General features: G+C 61.4%; 22 protein-coding genes. 9 read left to right on the top strand and 13 right to left on the bottom strand.

Annotation, left to right across the window (positions count from 1 at the left end; all coding sequences use genetic code 11):
- The first annotated feature begins 482 nt into the window (after positions 1 to 482).
- The 3 genes from ESZ00_RS11855 (at position 483) to ESZ00_RS11845 (ending at position 4,022) form a co-directional block, all read left to right on the top strand.
- Positions 483 to 1,007 carry a DoxX family protein gene (locus ESZ00_RS11855; protein WP_229741212.1) on the top strand — a complete coding sequence of 175 codons (525 nt, stop codon included), beginning with the start codon at positions 483 to 485 and terminating at the stop codon, positions 1,005 to 1,007.
- Between the two features lie 170 nt (positions 1,008 to 1,177).
- Entirely contained in the window at positions 1,178 to 1,381 is a 204-nt protein-coding gene (locus ESZ00_RS11850; RefSeq protein WP_129208477.1) for a cold-shock protein, read from the top strand.
- Between the two features lie 97 nt (positions 1,382 to 1,478).
- Entirely contained in the window at positions 1,479 to 4,022 is a 2,544-nt protein-coding gene (locus tag ESZ00_RS11845; protein ID WP_229741211.1) for an ABC transporter permease, read from the top strand.
- 65 nt (positions 4,023 to 4,087) lie between these two features.
- Here ESZ00_RS11845 and ESZ00_RS11840 read toward each other — a convergent pair whose 3' ends face one another.
- The 9 genes from ESZ00_RS11840 to ESZ00_RS11800 form a co-directional block, all read right to left on the bottom strand.
- The gene (locus tag ESZ00_RS11840) at positions 4,088 to 4,888 is read right to left on the bottom strand and encodes a succinate dehydrogenase/fumarate reductase iron-sulfur subunit (protein ID WP_129208476.1); all 801 of its coding nucleotides are present in this window, start codon (positions 4,886 to 4,888) and stop codon (positions 4,088 to 4,090) included.
- Positions 4,888 to 6,801 (bottom strand): fumarate reductase/succinate dehydrogenase flavoprotein subunit, encoded by a 1,914-nt coding sequence (locus ESZ00_RS11835; RefSeq protein WP_129208475.1) that lies wholly within the window; start codon positions 6,799 to 6,801, stop codon positions 4,888 to 4,890. The genes ESZ00_RS11840 and ESZ00_RS11835 overlap by 1 nt, the downstream gene beginning before the upstream one ends.
- Complete coding sequence (locus ESZ00_RS11830) at positions 6,801 to 7,493, bottom strand: succinate dehydrogenase cytochrome b subunit (protein ID WP_229741210.1); 693 nt, start codon at positions 7,491 to 7,493, stop codon at positions 6,801 to 6,803. The genes ESZ00_RS11835 and ESZ00_RS11830 overlap by 1 nt, the downstream gene beginning before the upstream one ends.
- Before the next feature lie 285 nt (positions 7,494 to 7,778).
- Positions 7,779 to 8,399 carry a non-canonical purine NTP pyrophosphatase gene (locus tag ESZ00_RS11825; protein WP_188590864.1) on the bottom strand — a complete coding sequence of 207 codons (621 nt, stop codon included), beginning with the start codon at positions 8,397 to 8,399 and terminating at the stop codon, positions 7,779 to 7,781.
- A gap of 8 nt (positions 8,400 to 8,407) precedes the next feature.
- Entirely contained in the window at positions 8,408 to 9,181 is a 774-nt protein-coding gene (locus ESZ00_RS11820) for an endonuclease III domain-containing protein (protein WP_129208474.1), read from the bottom strand.
- Entirely contained in the window at positions 9,178 to 9,576 is a 399-nt protein-coding gene (locus tag ESZ00_RS11815) for a tetratricopeptide repeat protein (protein WP_129208473.1), read from the bottom strand. The genes ESZ00_RS11820 and ESZ00_RS11815 overlap by 4 nt, the downstream gene beginning before the upstream one ends.
- Positions 9,577 to 9,783: 207 nt before the next feature.
- Complete coding sequence (locus ESZ00_RS11810) at positions 9,784 to 10,638, bottom strand: flagellar motor protein MotB (RefSeq protein WP_129208472.1); 855 nt, start codon at positions 10,636 to 10,638, stop codon at positions 9,784 to 9,786.
- Positions 10,635 to 11,426 (bottom strand): flagellar motor protein, encoded by a 792-nt coding sequence (locus ESZ00_RS11805; protein ID WP_129208471.1) that lies wholly within the window; start codon positions 11,424 to 11,426, stop codon positions 10,635 to 10,637. The genes ESZ00_RS11810 and ESZ00_RS11805 overlap by 4 nt, the downstream gene beginning before the upstream one ends.
- Before the next feature lie 24 nt (positions 11,427 to 11,450).
- Positions 11,451 to 11,807 (bottom strand): flagellar FlbD family protein, encoded by a 357-nt coding sequence (locus ESZ00_RS11800; protein WP_229741209.1) that lies wholly within the window; start codon positions 11,805 to 11,807, stop codon positions 11,451 to 11,453.
- 201 nt (positions 11,808 to 12,008) lie between these two features.
- Here ESZ00_RS11800 and ESZ00_RS11795 point away from each other — a divergent pair, with 201 nt between their 5' ends.
- The 4 genes from ESZ00_RS11795 to ESZ00_RS11780 all read left to right on the top strand — a co-directional run bounded on the left by ESZ00_RS11795 (position 12,009) and on the right by ESZ00_RS11780 (position 16,838).
- Complete coding sequence (locus ESZ00_RS11795) at positions 12,009 to 12,932, top strand: flagellin N-terminal helical domain-containing protein (RefSeq protein WP_129208470.1); 924 nt, start codon at positions 12,009 to 12,011, stop codon at positions 12,930 to 12,932.
- A 154-nt stretch (positions 12,933 to 13,086) separates the two neighbouring features.
- Positions 13,087 to 14,778: a flagellar filament capping protein FliD gene (gene fliD / locus ESZ00_RS11790; RefSeq protein WP_129208469.1), complete on the top strand. Its 1,692-nt coding sequence runs from the start codon at positions 13,087 to 13,089 to the stop codon at positions 14,776 to 14,778.
- A gap of 152 nt (positions 14,779 to 14,930) precedes the next feature.
- On the top strand, positions 14,931 to 15,389 hold the full coding sequence (fliS, locus tag ESZ00_RS11785; protein ID WP_129208468.1) for a flagellar export chaperone FliS: 459 nt from the start codon (positions 14,931 to 14,933) through the stop codon (positions 15,387 to 15,389).
- A 132-nt stretch (positions 15,390 to 15,521) separates the two neighbouring features.
- Positions 15,522 to 16,838, top strand: coding sequence for a hypothetical protein (locus tag ESZ00_RS11780; RefSeq protein ID WP_129208467.1), 1,317 nt, complete (start codon positions 15,522 to 15,524; stop codon positions 16,836 to 16,838).
- 10 nt (positions 16,839 to 16,848) lie between these two features.
- On the opposite strand, the gene ESZ00_RS11775 is transcribed toward ESZ00_RS11780, so the two are convergent.
- From ESZ00_RS11775 to lpxD, 3 genes are read right to left on the bottom strand one after another with little or no spacing between them, the layout of a single operon-like run.
- The gene (locus ESZ00_RS11775) at positions 16,849 to 17,259 is read right to left on the bottom strand and encodes a hypothetical protein (RefSeq protein WP_229741208.1); all 411 of its coding nucleotides are present in this window, start codon (positions 17,257 to 17,259) and stop codon (positions 16,849 to 16,851) included.
- 32 nt (positions 17,260 to 17,291) lie between these two features.
- Positions 17,292 to 18,101, bottom strand: a complete 810-nt coding sequence (locus ESZ00_RS11770; RefSeq protein WP_129208466.1) for a response regulator — start codon at positions 18,099 to 18,101, stop codon at positions 17,292 to 17,294.
- A 44-nt stretch (positions 18,102 to 18,145) separates the two neighbouring features.
- Positions 18,146 to 19,159 carry a UDP-3-O-(3-hydroxymyristoyl)glucosamine N-acyltransferase gene (lpxD, locus tag ESZ00_RS11765; RefSeq protein WP_129208465.1) on the bottom strand — a complete coding sequence of 338 codons (1,014 nt, stop codon included), beginning with the start codon at positions 19,157 to 19,159 and terminating at the stop codon, positions 18,146 to 18,148.
- A 115-nt stretch (positions 19,160 to 19,274) separates the two neighbouring features.
- On the opposite strand from lpxD, the gene ESZ00_RS11760 reads away from it, so the two are divergent.
- Entirely contained in the window at positions 19,275 to 21,758 is a 2,484-nt protein-coding gene (locus tag ESZ00_RS11760; protein ID WP_308419067.1) for an ABC transporter permease, read from the top strand.
- A gap of 10 nt (positions 21,759 to 21,768) precedes the next feature.
- Here ESZ00_RS11760 and ESZ00_RS11755 read toward each other — a convergent pair whose 3' ends face one another.
- Entirely contained in the window at positions 21,769 to 22,272 is a 504-nt protein-coding gene (locus ESZ00_RS11755) for a DUF6982 domain-containing protein (RefSeq protein ID WP_129208463.1), read from the bottom strand.
- Between the two features lie 242 nt (positions 22,273 to 22,514).
- Here ESZ00_RS11755 and ESZ00_RS11750 point away from each other — a divergent pair, with 242 nt between their 5' ends.
- Positions 22,515 to 24,437: a tRNA nucleotidyltransferase/poly(A) polymerase family protein gene (locus ESZ00_RS11750; RefSeq protein ID WP_129208462.1), complete on the top strand. Its 1,923-nt coding sequence runs from the start codon at positions 22,515 to 22,517 to the stop codon at positions 24,435 to 24,437.
- The last annotated feature ends 132 nt before the right edge of the window (positions 24,438 to 24,569 follow it).

Genomic DNA, 24,569 nt, shown 5'->3' with positions numbered 1-24,569 from the left:
AACTTTGTAGAGGCTCTCCAGCAGGCAGCTACAGGCGGCAAAAGGGAGGTGACAAGGTTCTACTCTGTGGCATTTCCACGCTGGCGAAGATTCACTTATAAGTCGACGAACTGGGACTGTTGCAGAATATCCTGATTACCGCCGGGCAGATCAGTGCTCTATGCTCGTGATCAAATTGCTTGCGATCATAAGACCAAGATTGTGATTGCCGACAAGGGTTACGGCTCAGACAGGCTTGTCGAACATTTCGAAAACACCATGCAGGCTTGGGTGGTGATTCTCTGACGCTCGAACCTGCAAGCAGCTACGCTGCATAGTCACATGCTACGAGAAATCTAAAACCTCACGCCAAGTCTTGCCTGTGTCTGTGCATGGATTTTCCCCCAGCTCAATATCGATATGGTTTGGGTAATCCGCACTAGAGGACCCACGCCTTCGTATTGCAGGATGCAAGCTCAAACCACAGGATGGTGCTTCAGCCAATGTCTCCCTTCCTGTCGAAAAGCCACAACCAATCACCTAAGAAGAGAACATCCAGTGATGACTGGCTGAGAAATACGGGGCAGGTCAGTAGCTCCTCCGCTTTTTGTGGCGTACAAAGGTACGAAGCAATTGTGGAGGAGCTGCACGTGAAAATCGCCACCATTCTCTCCAGGATTCTCCTTGGATTGGCCTTTGTTATTTTTGGCCTGAATGCCTTCTTTCGCTTTCTGCCGGGATCGAACATGGTGCCGCCTGGCACAGCGGGTGAATTTGTAACCGCGATGAGCCAGTCGCACTACATGCAGGCCGTTGCGGTGCTGCAGGCGCTGGGCGGCTTACTGCTGCTGACAGGCATCTTCGTCCCGCTCGGGCTGGTGATCCTCGGTCCGATCCTCGTGAACATCCTGTTTTTCCATATCTTTCTGTTCCATACGGGGATTCAGATGGGCCTGATCTTCTCTGTGCTTTGGCTGGTAGTATTTGCGGGATATCGTGATCGCTTTGCAGGACTGTTTCTCCGCTGAGCGGCGCCGGGAGCGGCCTGTAGCGGCGAAAAAACGGAACTGAGATATAATCTAGGTACGCTCGTACCCGAGTGGGTAACACCGGTTGTCATGCCTTACAGAGCACTGCTTGCCGATACACCTTCCTCGAAATTCTCAAGCGCAAATTAACACCAAAGGAACACCCCAAAATGGAACAGGGTATTGTCAAGTGGTTCAACGACGCCAAGGGCTTCGGCTTCATCACCCGTGACGTCAACAACGAAGACATCTTCGTGCACTTCTCGGCTATCAATTCGAACGGCTTCCGCAGCCTCCAGCAGGCGCAGCGTGTGCAGTTCAACGTCGTCAGCGGTCCCAAGGGCCTGCAGGCCGAGAACGTCCAGGCGGTCTAACTCGTCTCCGGTCGATTCTGCAAAAAGGAGAGCCATTCGGCTCTCCTTTTGCTTTACCGGTGTCCCGTGGTGAACAGTTCGCTCCGAAAGCGGACAAATGCGGTATTCACCTCAGGATATTTGCGCCCAGAATCAATCACTTAGGGCTGCGCAGGCTGGCACGCTGCGTGCACTCTTCCATTCCGACGCCATGCACACTCTCCTTTCTCAACTCCGGCTCACTGCCCGCCAGATTCGCAAGAATCCGGGATTTTCGCTCACCGTTGTGCTCACCCTCGCCCTGGGTATCGGGGCTGCGACAGGGATCTTCAGCCTGGTGAATGCGGTCCTGTTGCGGCCATTGCCGTTTCCGCACTCCGAACGGCTGATGTGGGCCGAGCATAATTTCCATAACGGCGGCATGGTCACGCCGAACACCCTGAGCTACCCCGATTTCTTCGATTGGCGCTTACAAAGCCATTCGTTTGAGGAGATGGCCACATATCGCGACAGTTCCTATACGCTTACCGGTTACGGGCAGGCGCAGGAACTGGATGGAGCTGTCGTGTCGTCTGACTTCTTCCGGGTACTGGGTGTGCGCCCGGCGCTGGGGCGCGACTTTACGCGAACCGATGAGCAGGCCGGGCAGCATGTCGTGGTGATCAGCCACGCGCTGTGGCTCTCCGCCTTCGGGGGCAATCCGGATATTGTAGGCCGCACGATCAGACTCGGGAACGATGCGTACACAGTCGCCGGTGTGATGCCGACAGGCGTGATATTTCCCCTGGTCAACCCTGCGCCGCAGCTCTGGACCACTCTGGCCGATGACTCGTTTGACCCGGAAGGCGGGAAACCGATGACGGCGCAGCGCGGCATGAACATGCTCTTCGTGATCGGGAGGCTGAAAGAAGGTGTGACGCCATCCCAGGCGCAGGCGGAGCTGAGCAACATCGACGCACACCTGGCCATCGCCTATCCAGATACAAATAAGCACTTTACCTCGGCGGTCGTTACACCAGAGCTTGATCACATGGTCGGGGACGTGCGTCCTGCGTTGCGGATGCTGTTTGCGGCAGTGGGAGTGCTGCTGCTGATTGCCTGCGCAAATGTGGCCGGACTGTTGCTGGCGCGGGCTGCGAAGCGGCGTGGAGAGATCGCGTTGCGGGCGGCCCTGGGCGCAAGCCGCGTCGAGATCATGCGGCAAATCATTGTTGAATCCCTGACCTTGTCGCTGCTCGGCGGTGCCGTGGGACTGGCGTTCTCGACGCTGTTCCTGGAGGCGATACGCGGGCTTTTGCCGAAGAATCTGCCCAGGTTGGACACTCTGACCGTGGATGGGAGTGTGCTGGCGTTTGCCATCGGAGTTTCGGTGCTGACGGGGCTGCTCTTCGGCGTGTTGCCTGCATGGCGGATGTCGAAACTGGATCCTTCGCTGGCGCTGCGAGACAGCACGCGCAGCGTGACGGCTGGCCGTGGCCAGCAGCGTATGCACGCGGCTCTGGTCATCACGGAGACAGCGTTGGGGCTGGTGCTGCTGGTGGCGGCAGGGCTCTTCCTGCGCAGTTTTCTGCGCGTAACGGCGATCGATCCGGGATTCGACAAGCGCAATGTCCTGACTGCGCGGCTGGACTACCCGGGAGACAAGGATTTCACCACGGGAGTGGTGAGGTTCTATGACCAGCTTTTGCCGAAAGTCGCAGCTCTGCCGGGCGTGCGGTCGGTGGCTGCGGCCTTCCCGGTGCCGCTCTCGAACAGCGGTATCGGTGTGGATGTCGCCTTCGAAGGGAAGCCGGTGGCTCCAGGCGACCGGCCGATCGTGGACACGAGCCTGATTACTCCGAACTTCTTCCATACGCTGCGCATTCCGGTCCTCGAGGGGCGCGATTTCGGCGCGGTAGATAACAGCGACGGGCAGCCGGTGGCTATCATTAACCAGGCTTTCGCAAAGAAGTTTTACCCGAACGAAGATCCGGTGGGCAAAATGATCCAGCCCTTCCTTTCGGATGGTTTGCACGAGCACCCGATGCGGCGGATCATCGCGGTGGTGGGAGATGTGAAGGGACACAGCCTGACTGAAGTAGCGCCGGCCGCGATTTATATCCCGATTGCGCAATGCGCGATCACACCGCCGCTGCTGGTGGTGCGTACGGCAGCAGATCCCGTGCCGCTGATCCCGGCGGTGCGTGCGCAGGTGGCAGGGTTGCGGCGCGATGTGCCGCTCTACGATGCGCATACGCTTGAGGACCTGCTCTCGGGTGCGGCTTCGGCGCGGCGATTCCAGATGGTGCTGCTGGGCGCTTTTGCGGGCATGGCACTGCTGCTGGCTGGTGTTGGTCTTTACGGTGTGCTGGCCTACATGGTGGCGCAGCGGGCGAATGAGATGGGGCTGCGGCTGGCGCTGGGTGCGCAGCGTGGCGATGTGCTGCGGTTGGTGCTGCAGCGAGGTGTAGGTCTCGCTGCGGTAGGACTGGCGATCGGCCTCGCCGTATCGGCGCTGCTGACGCGGTATGTCGCGAGCCTGCTCTATGGCGTGAAGGCGCTCGACCCCGTCACATACATTGCGGTTGCGTTACTGGTGGCCTTCCTCGCACTGATCGCCAGCATGGCTCCCGCGGTACAGGCCGCACGAGTAGACCCGATCTCGGCGCTGCGCAACGAGTAGGAAACACGAGCAGGCAAAGAAAAACTCCCGCGTATGCGGGAGTTTTTCTTTGGGTTGGGGACAGATTACTTGGTGCCGTTGGCCCAGCCCGTGACCGGCTGCGTCACCTTGATCTCGTCGTCGCGCTTGTTGAAGCTGCCGCGCACGTAATCGCGGTTCATCATGGCGATAACTTCGAGCGGTACTTCCTTGGGACAGGCGGCGGTGCACTCGCCGATGTTGGTGCAGCTGCCGAAAAGCTCGGTGTTGAGCTGCGAGACCATGTTGACGGCGCGGCGATCCTGCTCGGGCTTGCCCTGGGGCAGGAGACCGAGGTGGGAGATCTTGGCTCCGGTGAACAGCGCCGCCGAAGCGTTGGGGCAGGCCGCAACACAGGCTCCGCAGCCGATGCAAGCGGCGGCATCCATGGCGCGGTCAGCGATCTCCTTGCCGATGGCATGCACGTTGCCGTCGGGGGCGTTGCCGGTCGAAACCGACACATAGCCGCCCGAGGCAATGATGCGATCGAAGGCACGGCGGTCGACGACCAGGTCCTTGATCTGCGGGAATGCCGCGGCGCGCCACGGCTCGACGACCAGCTCTTCACCATCCTTAAAGTGGCGCATGGTGAGCTGGCAGACGGTGGTCGCACGCTCAGGGCCGTGGGCCACGCCATTGATCATGAAGCCGCAGGAGCCGCAGATGCCTTCACGGCAGTCGTGCTCGAAGGCAACGGGTTCTTCACCCTTCTCGATGAGGGTTTCGTTGAGCACATCGAGACATTCGAGCATCGACATCTCGGGGTTGACGTCGTTCATCGCGTAGGTGACGAATTTGCCCTTGTCACCGTTGCTCTTCTGGCGCCAGATTTTCAGGGTCAGTTTCATTACTTGTAGCTCCTCTGGCTGGGATGAACGTAGTCGAACTCGAGCGCTTCCTTGTTGAGTTCCGGATGCTGTCCTACCCCTGTGTAGCCCCACGCTGCGACATAGGAATAATGCTCGTCATCACGCTGGGCTTCGCCGTCGGGGGTCTGGTATTCCTCGCGGAAGTGCCCACCGCAGGACTCATTGCGTTCGAGAGCATCGACGCACATCAGGCGGCCGAGCTCGAAGAAGTCGGCCACGCGGCCGGCCTTTTCCAGGCTCTGGTTGAGGTCATCGCCCGAGCCAGGCACGTTGACGTTGGTCCAGAACTCTTCGCGCAGCACATCGATCTTCGCGATGGCTTCCTTGAGGCCTTCGGCGGTGCGGGACATACCGCAGTAGTCCCACATGATCTTGCCGAGCTCGCGATGGAAGGAGTCGACGGTGCGCTTGCCCTTGATGGAGAGCAGCTTCTGGATCGACTCGCGCACGCCGCCGAGCACAGCCTGTGCTTCAGGGTTCGACGCATCGACCTTGGGCAGCTTGGTCGAGGCCAGGTAGTTGCCGATGGTGTAGGGAATGACGAAGTAGCCGTCGGAGAGCCCCTGCATCAGCGCGCTGGCACCAAGGCGGTTGGCGCCATGGTCGGAGAAATTGGCCTCGCCCACCACGAACAGGCCAGGGATCGAGCTCTGCAGGTGGTAGTCCACCCAGAGACCGCCCATGGTGTAGTGAATGGCGGGGTAGATACGCATCGGAACCTTGTAGGGGTCCTCGTCGGTGATGCGCTGGTACATGTCGAAGAGGTTGCCGTAGCGCTCCTGGATGGTGTGCTTGCCGAGGCGCTTGATGGCATCGGTGAAGTCGAGATAGACGCCGAGGCCGGATTCGCCTACGCCGCGGCCTTCATCGCAGACGGCCTTCGCGTTACGCGAAGCCACGTCACGCGGTACGAGATTGCCGAAGCTGGGATAGCGGCGCTCGAGGTAGTAATCGCGCTCGGCCTCGGGGATCTGGTCGGGGGAGCGCTTGTCGCCCTTCTGGAGCGGTACCCAAATGCGTCCGTCGTTACGCAGCGACTCCGACATGAGCGTGAGCTTCGACTGGTAGTCGCCGGAGACGGGGATGCAGGTGGGGTGGATCTGCGTGTAGCAGGGATTGGCGAAGAGTGCGCCGCGCTTGTGCGCGCGCCAGCTCGCCGTCACGTTCGAACCCTTGGCATTCGTCGAGAGGTAGTAGACGTTGCCATAGCCGCCCGTGCCAAGAATGACCGCGTCGGCAATGTGGATGCTGGTCTCGCCGGTGATCAGGTTGCGGGCCACGATGCCGCGCGCGCGACCGTCGATGACGATGAGGTCGAGCATCTCGGTGCGGGCATACATGGTGACGGTGCCGGCATTTACCTGGCGCTCGAGAGCCTGATACGCGCCGAGCAGAAGCTGCTGACCCGTTTGTCCGCGGGCATAGAAGGTACGCGAGACCTGCGCGCCGCCGAACGACCGGTTGGTAAGCGCGCCGCCGTACTCGCGGGCAAAGGGCACGCCCTGCGCTACGCACTGGTCGATGATCGAGACCGAGATCTCGGCAAGGCGATAGACGTTGGCTTCACGGGCGCGGAAGTCGCCGCCTTTCACCGTGTCATAGAAGAGGCGATAGACGCTATCGCCATCGTTCTGGTAGTTCTTGGCGGCATTGATGCCGCCCTGCGCGGCGATAGAGTGCGCGCGGCGGGGCGAGTCCTGGAAGCAGAAGCACTTGACGTTGTAGCCGAGCTCGCCGAGCGTCGCGGCGGCGGAGCCGCCGGCCAGGCCGGAGCCGACTACGATCAGGGTGTGCTTGCGCTTGTTGGCCGGATTGACCAGCTTGAGGTCGAACTTGGTCCGCTGCCACGCGGTTTCAATCGGCCCGGAAGGAAGCTTCGAATCGAGTGTCATTACTTTACGAACCCCAGCAGAACGCTAATCGGAATGGAGATGTAGCCAAGGGTGATGAGCAGCGCGATGACGACCGCCGCCTTCTTGAGCAGAGCGGTGTGCTTCGGATGGTGCAAACCCAGCGACTGGAAGAGGCTTGAGATGCCGTGGCTCAGATGCAGTCCGAGAAGGCTGACAGAGAAGATGTACCAGACCGAAACCCACCACACCTGGAAGCCGGCGACGACGTTGTGATAGACATCGCCCTCGATGAACTGCGACTCGGGATGGATGTAGCCGGCGGTGAACTGCAGCAGGTGGAAGATGACGAAGGCCAGCACGATGGGGCCGCTCCAGTACATCGTCCGCGAGGCGTAGGAGGAGTTGATCGCCTTCTTGCGGGAGTAGCTGACCGGGCGGGCGGCCTTGTTGCGCAGCGCGAGCTGGATGGTCGCGACGATGTGCAGGATGATGCTGAGGATCAGCACCGCACGCACGACCCACAGGATCTCGCCGATGCTGTGCAGGAAGTGGCCGTAGGCGTTGAGCTTGTCGCGGCCCTCGAAGATCTGCAGGTTGCCGGCCACGTGGCCGACGATGAAGAGGAAGAGGATCGCTCCGGTGACGGCCATGACGGCCTTCTTGCCGTTGGTCGATTGCCAGAAGCTGGGCGCGCGGCCTTCGCCGACGTTCACCGCGGTTGCTGCACTCACAGTCGCACTCCTTGAGTACCGGCTGGCGGAATCATCCGCATGATGGATGTTCGTCCTCGGAAACCAGGGTTAACACGAAGACGCATGACGGCCGAACGACAGGGAACCGGAAGCAGTTCCGGAGGCTGAAACGCGCGGCGGATGTTGACACGGACCCATGGCAGGGCTGCATCAGCAAAACTAGTTGATCTGTGAAAGGATCAACACCCATTATTTGTTCTTCTTACAAGGCCCGTCAAGAAAACGGGCTGCGACCGGATTGGTCCGGGTTTCAGCGGAGGAATATCAACTCCCCAGGCGGAATGGCCCATTGAGCAGCTGCGCAAGGGCGCGGCCGCGGTGGTTGATGGCGATTTTGATGACTGGATCGAGCTCGGCCATGGTCTGGCTGTATTCCGGGACGAAGAAGAGGGGGTCGTATCCGAAGCCACCGGTACCGCGCGGGGCTTCAAGGATCGTCCCTTCGACGGTGCCGTCGGCGGTGAGGAGAAGTTCGCCGTTGCGCGCGGCTGCGAGGACGCAGCGATAGCGGCCGGTGCGGCGGCCCTCGGGAATGCCGTGAAGGCGCTCGAGCAGCAGCAGGTTGTTGAGAGCGTCGGAATCCGCAACGCCGGTCACGGAGAACGCGGCATCGGCGGCATAGCGGGCGGAGCGCACGCCAGGCTGGCCGTCGAGGGCATCGACCTCAAGGCCGGAGTCATCGGCAAGGACGATCAGCCCTGGAGCATGGCGGCTGTAGGCAACGGCCTTGATCGTGGCATTTCCGGCGAAGGTGTCTTCGTTTTCTTCGGGAACGGGAAGCTCTTTCAGGTTTGGAAGAGCTTCAAGGACGACGTTATCGAGCCCGGCGGCGGCGAAATCGCGCAGCTTACCGGCATTGGTAGTGGCAAGGAAGAGATTCAGCATGGCCACCTTCAGGATATCGGCTTCGGTTTCGTGGCTGGAGGCGCGTTGCCGACGGGTTTGCCGCCGATGTGAGCGAGATCGAAGGCAAGCGGGCAATCTGCGCAGCGAGGAACAGGACGGCACCAGCGCTTTCCGACTTCGACAACGACAGCATGAAACTCATTGAAGTGGCGCACAAGCGAATTGGGAGCATCGTCATGAAATGCCGCGACGGCGAGCGATTGGATCTTCTCGTGGCGCGGCTTTGCGTGCAGCAGGCCGTGGCGGGTGACAATACGGCGCAGGTACTCATCGACGACCATGGCAGGCTGGTGCAGGGCGTAGAGCAGAATGGCGTCGGCAGTCTCGGGACCGACGCCGGGAAGCGCCAGCAGCTCTAGGCGGGCCTGCTCCATGGGAACGCTGGCAAGGGCATCGAGCGAGCCTGCGTAGTGCGCATCGAGCCATGCGACGAAGGCTTTGAGCGCAGCAGCCTTGCGGATCATGTATCCGGAGGGGCGGATCAGCAGCAGCAGCGTTTCAACGGGCATCTTGCGCACGCCTTCGAGAGTCAGCGCGCTGTATGCGCGCAGGTTGGCGATCGAGCGCTCGACCGAAGTCCACGCCGTGTTTTGCGTGAGATAGGCGCCGATGATCACTTCGAAGGCGCTTTCCGCGGGCCACCACCCGAGCGGCCCAAAATGCTTCGCCAGATGGCGATAGAGTGCGCGCAGACGGCGAGCGTGATCTGCCGAGACCGCGGCGGATTCTCGTGAGGAACGCTGCGCAGGGCGCGAGGTCATGACTGGTTCTGCTGGCCGAACGAGGCAGGAAGCGCAGACTCCTGCCGCAGTTGCTCTTTCCAGCCTGCGAGTTTGGCCTTGAGCGCCGCCGCCTCGGCCTCCTCGATGCGGTTCTGTTGCTGAAGCAGAATGGACAGGCTGGTATAGCCAAGGGGATCGTCGGGATGGTCGACGATCAGAGCCTGGGTTTCGGCAATCGCTTCGTCGAGTTTGCCTGCATCGCGCAGTGCGTGGATCAGGCCATGGCGGGCATCGGAAAACGCGGGATTGGCTGCCAGGGAAGCGCGGAAGGACGCAATCGCCGCGGGGACATGACCCTCGGCGAGCGCATCGAGCGCCCGGTCGTAATGGTTCAGAGCGTCGTTCCCAGCTTCAGCGGCGTGCTCCGGTGGCATGAGCTCATTCTACTTCTGCGCACAGGGAACTGGCCGTGCGCCTTTTGCATGCGGCCCTTGCTCCCGCCGGTCGCATTATGGGATGTCTGGAGCAGCAGAAGAAGGGTGCTCCCACCTAAGCGAAGCTTGGGTGGGAAGCGACGATGCCGATCCCGCATGGCTTTGAATCTCTCTGTCGCTCAGGACGCAAGTTAGAAATGGCTGGAGCTATTTGGGTTTCGCGGCGGGCTGTGCGCCTGCCGCGCTGTCCGGCGGAGCCAATGCCGCAGCCGCGGAGCCGGGTGGAGCCTGTCCCGGCGCATTCGGAATGCTGATTCTGGACAGGACGATGACATCCACGCGCCGATTCTGCGAGCGTCCGTCTTCCGTATCGTTCGAGGCTACGGGGTGAAATTCCGCATAACCCGAGGCGGAAAGCCGCCCCGGCACCATGTGGTAGCGGTCGATGAAAAGCTCGGCCATGGCCGTGGCCCGGGTGGTGGAGAGCTCCCAGTTGGAGGCGAACTGGCCGGTGTGAATGGGAATGTTATCGGTGTGGCCTTCGATGCGGATGTCGTACGGAACGCTGGAGAGCGTCTCGCCAATCTGGTCGAGACTCCCGATGGAGCCGGGGTTCGGCGTAGCGGAGCCGCTCTGAAAAAAGCCGGCCTCGCGCAGGGAGATGACCAGCCCGTCGCGGCCGAGCTTGAGCGCGACGACATGATGGGCGATCTGGTCGGAGAGACGGCCTTCGAGCTGATGCTGGATACGCTCGAGATCGCGCTTCACATCTTCGGGCGCATTCAGATCTTCTCCCAGGACCACATTGACCGGGGAGACGGCGTCATCCTTGGCCGCAGAGAGCGCCTGTTTGCTGCTGACGACGGAAGCATTCTTGAAGAGACCGAGGGCACGGAAGGCTTCGTTGATGGATTGCGAGACCTCGGCCTGTTTCCGCTTATCGGCCTGCGAGCTCGCGTAGAGCACCACGAAAAAGGCAAACATCAGGGTAATGAAATCAGCATAGGAGACCAGCCAGCGTTCATGGTTCACATGCCCCTTGCGGCGTTCCCTGCGTCTCATGCGGCGCCCCGTGTCACTTTTGTCGGTTTGCCCGGGGCCGCATGCGTTCCTCCCAGGAAGGCGCTCAGCTTGATTTCCATCATGTTGGGGTTCATGCCTTCGAGGATGGAGATAACGCCTTCGAGGGTCATCTCCATCGCCGATTGCTCTTCTTTAATGCGCTGGCGAAGTTTTCCGGCGGCAGGCAGCAGCAAGATATTGGCCAGACCGACACCATAGATGGTGGCAACGAAGGCCACTGCGATGCCTTTGCCCACCTCCTCAATATGGTCCAGGTGCTGCATCACCTGGATGAGGCCTAGCACCGCGCCGATGATGCCGATGGTTGGCGAAAAGCCGCCGGCCGCTTCATAAAGCGCCGGGATCTTGTCGTCCCGCTCCAGCTGCATGTGGATGCGCAGCTCCATGATGGCGCGCAGCTCGGATGGCTCGGTGCCGTCGACGGCCAGCATGAGAGCCTGCTTCAGAAACGGGTCCTGGATGCTGCCGAGCTCGTTGTCGAGCGAGACAATGCCGTTGCGCCGCGCCTTGTGGGCGAAGCCGACGAGCTGTTTGAGCACCGCTTCGCCGTTCGAGCGAGGGACCAGAAAAATGCGCGCCACGCGGGTAAAGGAGGAAGCCACCGTGGTGAGAGGGAACTGCAGCATGACGGCGCCGGCCGTGCCGCCAAGTACGATCATGGCCGCTGTGGGCTGAAGGACCTGGCCGATGTGGCCACCCTCGATGAGCAGGCCGAGCAGGATGCCGGCCACGGCCAGAAGAATCCCGAGAAAGCTGCTGATATCCATAGTTCGGCAATCTCTCCGCGGCGGTTACGAGCGATGTTCCGGGTCCAGGCCCGTATGCAGGCCCGCGTTCAGGTGGCTCTCGATAGCGCTGCGCCAGGCCGCTCCGGAGATCATCACCAGTCCGTTCGGGCATTGCCGCGCAGCCTCGACAATCAGGTGCGCGCGCGAAGTCATGGCCAGCTCCCGCACCTCTTCGGCGCTTTCACGGACCAGCAGCTTCTCCCCGTGCATCAGCGTGACGGTGGTGTCCGGAGAGGATTCGATGGTCTGGATGAGGTCGCTGTTGAGGATAAAGCGGCTTCCGTTCAGGCGTGTCAGGGCGATCACCGTATGCCTCCCATGCTGGTTATCGGCGGTGAGGAGAAAAGAATGACGAAACATGACGGCGGCCCTGTGTGCACGTAGCGTGCCAAAGCAGAAGGGAAGCATAAAGGCGCTCCAACCCACGCCGATACAGGCATTGGGTCCATGGTTCCTCCCTAAGGCGGACCGGCCGGCGCACCGCGCGACGAACCGGGAAACGCCACGAGCAGGAACCCATCGAACGCACGGTTTCTACCGATCCATAAAGGAGCGATCCCCATGTCCTTGGGTGTCCTGAACAACATTTCCGCGATGTACGCAGAGAACAACCTGAACTCGACCGACTCGAGCCTGCAGACGGTCCTCACGCAGCTCTCCTCGGGTTCGCGCATCAACTCCGGCGCCGACGACGCGGCCGGCCTTTCGCTGGCCGACGGTCTCTCGGCCAACTCGGCGGCTCTGACGCAGTCTTCCACCAATGCGAGTGAAGGCGTGGGCCTCCTGCAGGTCGCTGACGGCGCGCTCTCGCAGGTGACCAGCCTGCTCAACCGCGCAGTCACGCTGGCCACCGAGGCGGCGAACGGCACGCTGAACACCGCGCAGGACTCGGCCGCCAACTCCGAATACCAGTCGATCCTCGACGAAATCAGCAACATCGGCAGCACCACCACCTATAACGGGCAAACCGTCTTCGGCGGCACCTTCACCATCTTCACCGGTGACGGCACAACCGGCGGCGGCTTCAGCGATGCTCTGACGCTCTCGACGCTGGCCAGCGACGAAGTAGGCGATGCAACCGGCTCCGCCGGCCTGACTTATACCTCGGGTGCGGGCACGGCAACTTCGACGCTGACTTATACTCCGGCTGCGACCGCAGGGACGGACTACGAGGACCTTGCGACGACCGATCTGACCGATCAGTCCGATGCCGAAACGGCGCTCAACGACGTCTACGCCGCAGTACAGGACGTGGCTGCCGAGCGCGGCTACACCGGCGCGCAGATCAACGCGCTGAACGCGGTGAGCGACGTCGAGAGCACGGAGCAGGTAAACGTGACCTCGGCGGAGAACTCGATCACAGCGACCGACTATGCCTCGGCTACCTCGAACCTCTCCAAATACGAGGTTCTCGACCAGACGGGCATCAGTGCTCTGGCCCAGGCCAACAGCACCGAGCAGCTGGTCACCAAGCTGCTGCAGTAATGCCGCACGCAACCCGGGGCCGCAGGCAGATGCCTGCGGCCCCGGCCTTTCTTAGACAATTTTCAGCACATTCCGGATCTCCGGTACGCCTCGTGCAGGAAAGGGGATCAAGTCGAGCACCGTTTCTGACGATAGAGGCGCTGAGAGAGGTTCTATGAGTTCGGTCGGCATTTCCTTCGGATCACCCACCAGCGGGCAGGGCTTTGACGTGACCAGCACGGTCAGCCAGATTGTGGCGAACCTGCGTACTGTCGAAGATCCCTGGGAGACGCAACTCACATCGCTCGAATCGCAGGACACAGCCTTGACCTCGATCGGATCGGATCTGAGCACATTGTCGACGGCGCTCGCGAGTCTGACCGATTTTGACGGGGCGCTGGCGAGCATGGATGGCTCGAGCTCGGATACCTCGATCCTCGAACTGACCGCGGCCGACGACACGGCGCAGGCCGGCACCTACTCGGTGGTGGTCAGCCAGCTGGCCCAGACCTCGAGCTACTACTCGACCGCGCTCAGCTCCTCGGACACTCTCACCACCGGCACTACGCTGAGCATCGCCGTTGGCAGCGGCAGTGCCCAGACCATCACCATCGATTCCTCCAACGACACCCTCTCGACCCTGGTCACAGCCATCAACGACGGCGACTACGGGGTGACGGCCAGCGTCGCCACCACCTCCTCCGGCGACCAAGAGCTGGTGCTCTCGAGCAGCACCTCGGGCACTGCCGGCGACCTCACCCTGACCAGCACCCTGACCGACGCCGACGGCAACTCGGTCAGCTTTACCCAGGGCCAGCCGGGCCAGGACGCCGAGTTCACCGTCAACGGCGTCTCCGAGACCTCTTCTTCGAACACCGTCACCGACGCGATCACGGGAGTAACCTTTCAGTTGCTCGGCGCCGATTCCGGTACGACGGTGCAGGTCGAGATCACCAACGATGACAGCACGGTCGAGTCGGCGATCTCCACCTTTGTCTCTGCGTATAACACGGTCGTCTCGGACCTCAACGCACAGGAAGGCGACGACTCTTCGGGCAATGCAGAGCCGCTCTATGGCAGCCCGGTGCTTGCGGAGCTGCAGGAAAGCCTCGACGATGCGTTCAACTTCACGCAGGCGGCGAACGCTGTCGGTACGACTAACTCCATCGGCACCTCGGATACTTTTTCCGGCAGTCTCAGCATTCAGGTCGGCTCGGGCACAGCCACGACGATCACGGTCTCCTCGGGTGAAACGCTCTCCGGTATCGCCTCGGCAATCAACTCTGACGATCTCGGTGTTACGGCGACGGTCATCACCTCCGGAGACACGGCGGTGTTGAGCTTGGTGAATGCGACCTCGGGCACGGCCGGAGCGATCACGGTCAATTCCAGCAGCCTGACGGACACAACCACTGGCGATACGGTGACCTTCTCCTCATCGCAGAGCAATGCGATCACTTCGCTGGTTCAGCTTGGCATCACGGCCAACGATGACGGCACGCTCAGTCTCAACACCAGCACGCTGGAGTCGGTCCTGAATAGCAATTATGCGGATGTCATCAACTTCCTCGAGCCTAGCGGCACCTATACCAGCTTTGGCGGCAACCTGACGACGGTGCTCGACAACTTGGGAACCTCGAGTACCACCGGCGTGCTCAGCCTGGCTATCTCGAATAACTCCTCTACCGAATCGGAGCTGGAGACAAACATCAGCAATGAAGAGGCCTACATTACAGCCCAGCAGTCGAGCCTGACCACGGAGCTCAACGAGGCCAACTACACGCTGGAAGAGATTCCGGAAGAGCTGGATGAGGTGAACGAGCTTTATAGCGCGATCACTGGCTACAACGAGAGTACGAACGGATAGAGCCGGATCGCGCCGGCCCATAAAGCCGGTGCGACCCGGTCTCCCTCTGATTTCATCTCGGTTAAAGTAGACAGTTTCGCGACCATCGGGAGCGGAGGCAGACGCATGGACGGCCGGTCCCGCAGTGCGCAGGGAGCGTGGTGTAACGAGATATGAGCTACCAGCAGAAGGCGATCGCGGGTATGAACCCGGTCGAGCTGATCGTCGCCCTCTACGATGGCATGATCCGTTTTCTTTATCGGGCCATCCAGGCGATTGAAGCAGGAGATATAGCCGAGCGCCGCATCGCCATCAAGCGCACGCTCGATATCCTGATGCACCTTCAGTCGCGGCTGAGGATGGATATAGGAGGCAAGTCCGCGCAGGCGCTTTCGGAGTTTTACGCGGCGATCTTCGCGCTGTGCATTGAGGGCTCACGGCTGGCATCGACTGCGCGGCTGAAAGAGGCAATCGCCTGCGTGCGCGACGTGCGCGAAGCCTGGCAGATTGTCTCCAAAGACCCGGAAGTGCTGGAACTGCTGCGGCAGCGGTCGGCCTGGCGGCCAGCGGCATCGCCATCGCTGCCCCATCCGTCTTCGGAGCCGGAGAGCACCGCCTCGTGGTCGGCCTGAGCGGCAGCTTCGGCTGTCTGGCGGTTACGGGCAACGTGCGGGCTCCTATGCCATAAGTGTTTTCACCTCGTAGACAACCGGCTTGCCAATTCTCCGGAATAGGATCATCCTTGTGCCACAAAGGAGGTCGCGATGCGAGACTCCTCCGCTTTGTCCGGCTCTGCGCACTGTCTTTTTCGCCGCTCGCCCGTAGGCCGTTGCTATCGCAATCCGGCTTTGATTGTTGGCCTCGCCGTTCTTCTTTTGCTGTTCTCAGGCGGCAACTCCGTCGCTCAGGTCTTCACCGTCACCCCCGAAGGCATTGAGGCGCGCTATCTCGAATTTCAGCCCACCAGTATTCCTCTGCCGCAGGAGCCTCTGACCAATCACAATCGCGAGGACCTGTTGCGTTTTCTTCAGGCCGAGCAGGGGTTTTCGATGCGCCCGCTGCCCATCACCACGCTTACGCTGCATGCCAACGGCGCGCTGCATCCCTCGGGATCGGATTACGCGGAAGCGGTTCGTTCGCACGGCCTTTCCGTGAAGGCCGGTGAGCGGGTGAATATCACCGATATCCGCATCGAGAAAGACCGCATCGTGCTCGATTTCAACGGCGGTCCGGAGCATAAACACAAGTTTCTCCGCCATATTTCCGTTGGAGCCGATCCAAACTATACGGCTCCCGTGGTTGCAGACGACGGCCAGCAGCCGAGCGGCACCCGGATCGTGCTGGAGTTTGCGCATGAGGTTCCGGACCTGACGGGTCTGCAGGTAGAGGCGCTGCTCAAGCCGGTCGTGGACTTTTCTGTGAAATCACCGCAGCAGGCCTTTACCGATACACTGCCCCCGGCCCTGCGTAAGACCATCCTCGAACACCATGTGCTGGTGGGAATGAATGACCGGATGGTATTGAGCGCTCTGGGCACCCCGCGCGACAAGGTACGCGAGGTAGACGGGCAGACGCCTTTCGAGGAGTGGATCTATGGCGAGCCACCTGAACCGGTGCAATTCGTGCGCTTCAACGGCAACCGTGTCATCCGTGTCGAGATCGCGAAGGTCGGTGAGCCACCAGTGATCCGCACGCAGAACGAGATGGGTGATTACTGGAATACGCAGCCGGCGGAGAATACTCGCATTGTGAAGCTGGGTGATGCGCCGCCGGTGCCGGCAAATGGCGAGAGTGCTCCGCACGCTCCTCCTACCCTGCGCATGCCGGGAGAGAAGCTGCCTGCCGATGCGGACAAGAACACGCCGCAGATGCAACCGGTGCAGTTCCCCAAGGGGACGGACAGCTCGTCTTCATCTGCATCTACGACAGCGCCAGGGTCCACGACTGCTTCAGGGACACAATCCGGTACGCAGAGCCAGGGAAGTCCGCAGCAGCCGGCTGCGTCCACTCCTGCAAGCTCCGGTAATACGCAAACAACCGCACCGGCCCCGATTCATCCGACCATGCCTGAGCCCGAGTAGCGGCTGCGCGTCAGCGGGCCTTCATCAGACGCTCAGACCAGGTAACGTGGTTCGCAGAATCGATGGCCATGCTGAGCCGGCCTTCCTGTCCTTCGATCAGTTCCGGCCCCTTCACGGTGTGCGAAACGCCGTCGTTGCTCGTGAAGGAGAGGCTGATCTGCCCGGAGCCCTGCACCTTGAAGCGATAGTCGTAGGTTGCGTGGGGTGCGAGCAGCTGGGTGCCGAAGCTGGCGCTTGGGTAATCGACTTCGATCAGTCGGATCGGAGTATCGCCATCGTTTCGGATGTCCGCCGCAATGAACGCGGAACGGCAGGCCATCGGCGCGAGTGAGAGGCCGGACAAGGCAATAAGAGGAAGAACCCGCAGCAGGCTAGCGCGGGGTGCGGAAGCGATATGGAAACGGATGGGGCCGGTACGCATGCCATCCATCATGCCTGAAGCAGTGGTGAAAGCTATATCGTAGGCTTGCGTTCCAGGGCGCGGGCTGTCACGACGACGCCCGTTTCCCGGTTGTGCAGGGTAATGGGGAAAGCAACTACATTCCACACCCACTCCTCTCCCTTGCTGGGCAGGTTGAGCAGGCCGCGGTAGGTGCGGTCGATATAGGTTTCCCGCGTTAAAGCCACGGTGTGCAGAATATCGCGCCAGTCGGGGGCAAGATCCGGCATTTCGACGAAGATGTTGCGGCCGGGGAACCAGTCCCGGGAGCGTTCGAAGAGCTTGGCGCAGGTTTCGTTGACATATTGCCAGGTGCCATCCCGGTCCAGCACTTCGAGGAAGACGTCCTCGCCCATGGCCATGCTGATGCGCGAGTAAAAGAAGTCGCGGGCATCGACCACCACGGGTTTTCCGCGGAGCTTGGCCTCGAAGGAGCGGAGTGCGGTGAGCAGGTCGTCGATGGAGCTGTAGCCCTTGAGCAGGTGCATATCCTCGACGCCGCCGAAACGCCGCTCGAGGGTTGCCGAGAGAATGATGATCGGCACCTCGGGCCGTTGCCGGCGGAGTGCATTGGCCACTTCGGTGCCGAACTGACCGGCGCCGAGGTGGTAATCGAGCACGGCGATATCGATCTCGCCGAGAAGTTGGATGGCCTCGTGAATCGTCGATGCGGTCTCGGTCAGATATCCGTGCTTACGCAGAATCGTCGAGCGCAGGACGAGGTTTTCCAGGTGATCGTCGAGCAGGAGCACTCGGATGGGGTCAGCCAGGGCCTGAGCGGAATCGCTCTCATGGCCGCGCGAATTTTCTGTTTCATTGGACATGGACAATGAAATTGGATGCGAAACCGGAGAACTTCGCCGCTCTCTTACAGATTTGTTTTCTCCGGTTTATCCCGTTTCTGCAATTGACGCACAATGTCCGGCAGGCGAGTGAAGATGGCCGTGGAGCGCAGCCACTGGCGATTGTCGAAGGCTGGGGAGCCGCTGATCATCTTGCCGTCGGGCACATCATGGGAGACGCCGGATTGCGCGGTCATGATGACGCCGTCCCCCAGGCGGCAGTGACCGGCGACGCCGGCCTGACCGGCGAGGATGGCATTCCGGCCAATCTCCGACGATCCGGCAAGGCCCACCTGGGCGCAGAGCAGGGTATGCTCCCCGACACTGGAGCCGTGGCCCACCTGGACGAGGTTGTCGACCTTGACGCCGGAGTCGATGCGGGTTTCCCCGACGCTGGCGCGATCGATGCAGGAGTTGGCCTGGATCTCGACATGGTCGCCGATGACGACCGGGCCGGGCTGAGGGATTTTCTGCCAGGCGCCGGCATTGTCTTTGGCAAAACCGAATCCGTCGCAGCCGACGACCACGCCGTTCTGGAGAACGACGTGGTTCCCGATACGGCAGTGCTCACGGACCACGGAGTGCGCGTGGGCAAAGAAGTGATCGCCGATGACCGCGTAAGGGTAGATCACGGCATGGGGCAGAAGTACGGCATGATCGCCGATGACCGCGCCTTCCTCGACCGCGACGAAGGCTCCGATATGAGCATCCTTGCCGATGGTGGCCGTGGGATGAATCGAGGCCGAGGGATGAATGCCGGGCGCGTAGACCGGGTCAGGATGGAAGATGCGGATGGCCTTCGACCAGGCAAAGTAGGGGTTCTTCAGGCGCAGCGTCGCGGCGGAGATTTCAGGAAAATCCGGAGCTACGACGACGGCTGCTGCAGCAGTGGTGCGTGCCAGGGCGGTGTAGCGGGAATTGGCGACAAAGGTAACCTGGTCGGGACCGGCATGTTCGATGCCGGCAACGCCGTTGACTTCCAGATCCCCATTGCCATGCAGTTCCGCGTCGAGCAACAGCGCCAGTTCAGCGAGCTTCATGGTGGCGATTGTACCGTGTGAGGGATTTGCTCTGGAGCCGCTTCGGCTTGACGAGGCAGGAGCTTTCGCCGCTTACTAAGTTGTACCGCCTCTATCCTCTGCTGCCGTTCCCGAGGTGCCTTCACTCGTGATTCTGGACATCTGCCTCGCGGCACGCCGCCTGTGGGCCTCTCCCCGGTATTCCATCGGAGTCATTTTGATGCTGGCGCTGGGAATCGGCTCGGCAACAGCGGTTTTTTCTGTGGTGGAAGGTGTTCTTCTCCATCGGCTGCCGTTTCCCGATTCTGACCGGCTGGTCGTGTTGACCGATGTCCTTCAGGGGCCGGGAATCACCGGCAATGGTGAAGAAGGAGTCACCGGTCCGGACATTCTGCATTACATCCATCAGACACACAGCTTCGATGGACTGGGTGGGTATCTCTCTTTGAGCCTGGAGCTGAGCGGCGCAGGCGAGCCGGCGATTGTGCGCGGGGCGCGCATGTCGAGCGGGGTGTTTACTGCGCTCGGAGTGCATCCGCTGCTGGGGCGCTGGTATACGCAGGCCGAGGATGAACGGCAGGAACGGCTGGCGGTGCTCAGCTATGGAACCTGGAAGGCGAGGTTTCAGGCCGATCCCGCGGTACTGGGTAAGACTGTTCAGCTGAACCGCCGGCCATACGTGGTGATTGGCGTCATGCCGCGCGGCTTCGATTTCCCGCTGGTGCTTGGGCATGAGGAGCACAGCGAGCTCTGGGTGCCGATGTCCCTGACGCAGGATGAGTTGACCACAGAGGCCGCCGACTGGCAGTTCTATATGGTGGGACGTCTGAAAGCAGGTGTGAGCCGCGCTGTCGCCGCCGAGGATGCTGCTGTCGTATCAGCCGAAACGGTGCGAGAGCATGCTGCGGCGATAGCGGGCTACACCGTGCATCCGGTGGTCCGGGGGCTGCTGGAGGAAACGGTGGAGGCCTCGCAGCCGCTGCTGAAGACGCTTTCGGCTGCGGTGCTCGTTGTCCTGCTGATTGCCTGTGCCAATACCGCCGGCTGGATGCTGGTGCGGGCAATTGAGCAGCGGCGGGAGATCGCCGTGCGGCTGGCGCTGGGTGCGCGTCCTGGAGACCTGCTGCGGCAGGCAGTGGTGGAAAGCCTGCTCCTCAGCCTGTCCGGAGCCACGCTAGGGATGCTGGCGGCGGCGATAGCGGATCGGGTGCTGGTGGCCACATTGCCGGAGACGCTGCCGCGGCTGAATGGGATACACCTGAACCCGCAGGTGGTGTTGCTGGCTCTAGGATTGGCCATGGCGACCGGCATAGTCTGTGCTCTGGCTCCGACCTTTGCCGCGGTGCGGGTGCCGGTGAATGCAACGCTCAGCGAGGGCGGACGGACGGCAAGCTCCGGTGCTGTGCATGGGAGGCTGCGCTCCGGTCTGGTCGTGATGGAGATAGCCGTAGCTCTGATCCTGCTGGCCTCGGCCGGACTGCTGTTGCGCAGCTTCGCGCGGATGCGGGCGGTACCTCTGGGCTTTGCGCCGGAGAATGTCGTGGTGGCGAACTACGGATTGCCGGGAAAGGTCTACGACAGCCAGCAGAAGGTGGATGCATTCAACCGCGAGCTGGTGCGGCGGTTGGAATTGCTGCCAGGTGTCGAGGCCGCAGGGATGACGTCGATCCTGCCTGCTTCTGGAGTCGACCAGGATTCGCCGTATTTCGCCGAGGGCAATGCGGAATCGCTTGCCGGGCATGATCTGGCGACGCTGGTTTCGGTAGAGGGACAGTATTTTCGGGCGATGGGGATTCCCTTATTGCGCGGCCGCTATCTGGATGCGAGGGACAACGCGACGGGGCAACTGGCCACAGTCGTGAGTCGGGGGCTGGCAGAGCAGGCGTGGCCCGGGCAGGACCCGATCGGACGGCGGATACGGCTGGGGATAACAGGGACGCAATGGCTGACGGTCGTCGGTGAGGTCGCGGACGTCAAAGAGGGGTCGCCGGACGGACCGCGGAAGGTGCAGTTCTACGAGACGGCAGATCAGGGTCTGGCAGCATTGGGGAGCGTGGGAAACCCTTCGCTGATCTATGGCTCAGGGGGAGCAATCGTGCTGCGGGCGAGGCTGGCTCCGCAGGCGGCGATGCCGCTGCTGGAACAGCAGGTGCGCGCACTCGATCCGCAATTACCGCTTCATCGCATGCACACGATGGAGGCACAGGTGGATCAGGCCGAGGGGGAGCGCAGTTTCTATACGCACACGTTGTCGGCGTTTGCGCTCGCGGCCCTGTTGTTGTCCTCAGCGGGGGTGTATGGGGTGATTGCCTTTACTGCGGAGCAGAGGGTGCAGGAGATGGCCATCCGGATGGCTCTGGGAGCAGGGCAGCGCAATGTGCTGGCACTGGTGATGGCCTCCGGCGCTCGGCTGGCTATCTGGGGATGCCTGCTCGGAGTTGGTGGGGCCATCCTCGCTGCACGCTCTCTCAGCAGCTTCCTCTTTGAAGTGAGCCCGGTCGATCCACTAGTGCTGGCACTGTCCGTGGGGGTGATCCTGCTGCTGGCCATGGCGGCATCGCTACTCCCGGCTCTGCGCGTTGCGGCCATCGATCCGGCTCGCGTCCTCCGTAGCCAATGAGCGGAAAAGCTTAGAACAGTTCTTCCTGGGCGCTCGTAGACGTTTCGAGGGCTTGGCTTGAGGCGGGCTTGGGTTTCGCTGCGTTTCCGATCACAGAGATCGCCTCCAGCTCGCTGACCGCCCCGGCCGGTACCCACAGGCGCTGAGTATTGGAGCGGGTGTCAGGCGGAGTGAGGAAGACGCCGTGCGAGGCGATCAGGCTGGAGTCATTGGCCGCTACGCCTTCGAGCAGCTCGCCGTCGGTAAGCCGGAGGCGGAGAAAGATGCCCGAAGTGCGGGGGCGCCCGGTGAAGGTCTTGCGAAGCAGTCGCTCCGGATTCGCCGTTTCACCGGAGTTGAAGTCGCGGACGAAGGCGATCCACTTCACCTGGGTGACATCGATAAAGGCGACTTTGCCGTCGAGCCCCAGCAGTTCCACCGAGCCGCCCCGGACGAAGCCGTCCGCGGGCAGATAGCCCGGTACCCAGTCGCGGGAGAGCTTGCGGACGATCACTTTCTTGCGGCTGGAGGACATGCAGCGTGATCCGAAAATTTCTCGATGGGAATGGAGAAAATCTTCCCAGGAATGATAAAGAATTGTTGCATGAGCGGCACGCAATGCCGCAGAAATTGTGCAATCGTATAGCCAAGCGGGGAACGGTGTGGTACATTGAAAATTTGTAAACGCCCGGGAGTTGCCTCTAACTTATTGTAAGCAAGACTAGTTAGGTAAGAGTTGGAGTCCAGGCGTAGATTTTTGCAGCGATTCGTTCACGCATGCCCGATTACGTTTATCTCCTGGAAAACCGTCTCTCCCTGGCGCAGCGAAACTCCCTGACCACGGTTCGCGATGTCGCCCGTGCGCACGGCATGAATGTCTTTCTGGCGGGTGGCGCAGTGCGCGACCTGACGACAGGCTTCCCCGTGCGCGATCTTGACTTTTCGGTTCAAGGAAACGCCCTTAAACTCAAGAAAGATTTAGAGAAAGCAGGCGCCGCGCTGTGGGGTGAGTACGAGCCCTCCCGCACTTTGTTTTTCTGGCTGCACGGTATCCGTGTGGAGGTTTCGAGCGCCCGGCGGGAGCATTTTCCGAAGCCGGGCAAGCCGGTGTACGAGTGGGCTCCGATCCTCGAAGACCTGCGGCGGCGCGACTTCACCGCGAATGCGATGGCGGTCTCGTTGAATGAAGGGTCTTACGGCCTGCTGCTGGACCCGCTGAACGGGATTGCCGATCTGGAAGCCCGGATTCTGCGCCTGGTGAGCCCCTATGGCTTCATTGAAGATCCATCGCGGCTTCTGCGCGCGACGCGTCTGCTCGCCCGGACCGGCTGGGAGATGGACGAGCGTACCCGCACGCGGTACGAAAACGCCAAGGAAGAGAATGCGATCGCGGCGATTACTCCTTACCTGAAGGGGTATGAGCTGGAAGAGATCGGGCACGAGGACGACGGTCTGAAGGCGCTGAAGGCGCTCGAGACCGAAGGCTGGCTGAAGGTACTGGACCCGGCATGGACCTCGGCGAAGGCGGACGTGCATGGACTTGAGGCGCTGCATACGACCCTGATCCAGCTGCTGATGCAGGGCATTCATCCGGATCACTCGGCAGCGCAGACCCAGCTGCTGACGGCCAAGCTGCCGGCGAAAGAGCTTGACGCACTCAAGAAGCTCTTCCCGCGTCCGGGATTTGTACGCCAGTGGGAGCATCTGGACGAGTCGGCAAAGGAGTTCCAGAAAGAACTGCTGGATAAGAAAAATGCTTCACCCTCGGCAACCTGGAAGCTGCTGACCAGCTATGCGCCGGAGGCGGTGCTGTGGCTGGCTTATACGAGCAAGAATGCCGCGGTGCAGACGAAGTTCAAGAACTTCTCGACAGTCTGGCCGGAATTCCGGCAGAAGATTCCGACCGCATTGATGCTGGAGATGCGCATTGCGCCGGATCTGCCGGGTTACGAAGACCTGGTGCAGGAGATCTTCTTCCAGCTGATGGACGGCAATCTGGCGACGGACGAAGCCATGCGTGCTTTTCTTGAGCCGCATTCGCCGCCGGCTCCTCCTCCGCCGGTCAGCATCAAGCGCACGCGCGGCAAGCGCGGCAGCGTGAAGATCAAGGCCGAAGAAGAGGATCTGGACGACGAGGAAGATCTGCCTACCCGCGACGAACTCGAAGAAGAGGCGGAGCGAAACCTCGACGACGAGGACGAAGCAGACGACGAGATGGACGAGGATCATTCGGTGCCTCCTCCGGTGCGCGCCAAGCCGGTTGCCGCAAAGGCAGAGGCAAAGCCCAAGCCGGAAGTGAAAGCCGAGCCGAAGAAGGAACCGGCGGCAGCGAAACCTGTGGCGGTTGCAACCAAGGCTGCGGCAAAGCCGGTGAAGGCTGCGCCTGCGGTAAAAGCTGTGCCGGCCAAGGCGGTTGCGGCCAAGCCAGCCCCGGCAAAGAACACTCCAGCCAAGGTTGTTGCGAAGGCCCCGGCGAAGGCGGCGCACAAGCCGGCTCCGGCCGCGCCTGCCAAGTCTGCGAAACCTGCCACGAAGCACGCTCCGGCGAAGAGTACGGCCAAGGCGCCGGTCAAGACTGCGAAACCTGCTCCTAAGCCTGTCGCGAAGAAAGCTGCTCCGGCAAAGGCCCCGGCCAAGCCTGTCGCCAAGAAAGCCGCTCCTGCAAAGAAAGCACCGGCCAAGCCGGCAAAGAAGCGCTAGAGCCAGGCAGCAAACAAACAGCTTCCGCAAGGAAGCGTGACAAGAGAGCGGCGAGAAGATTCGCCGCTCTCTTTTTCTTTAGCGAAGAGCGTCAGCCTGTAGGATGGAGACCATCCTTCTTTCCGGTCAGAG

Origin of the sequence: Silvibacterium dinghuense, from assembly GCF_004123295.1 — a bacterium.
In the GTDB taxonomy this organism is placed as follows: Bacteria; Acidobacteriota; Terriglobia; order Terriglobales; family Acidobacteriaceae; genus Silvibacterium; species Silvibacterium dinghuense.
Note: the sequence above shows the minus strand (reverse complement) of the source record. Positions and strands in the feature narration are given on the sequence as shown.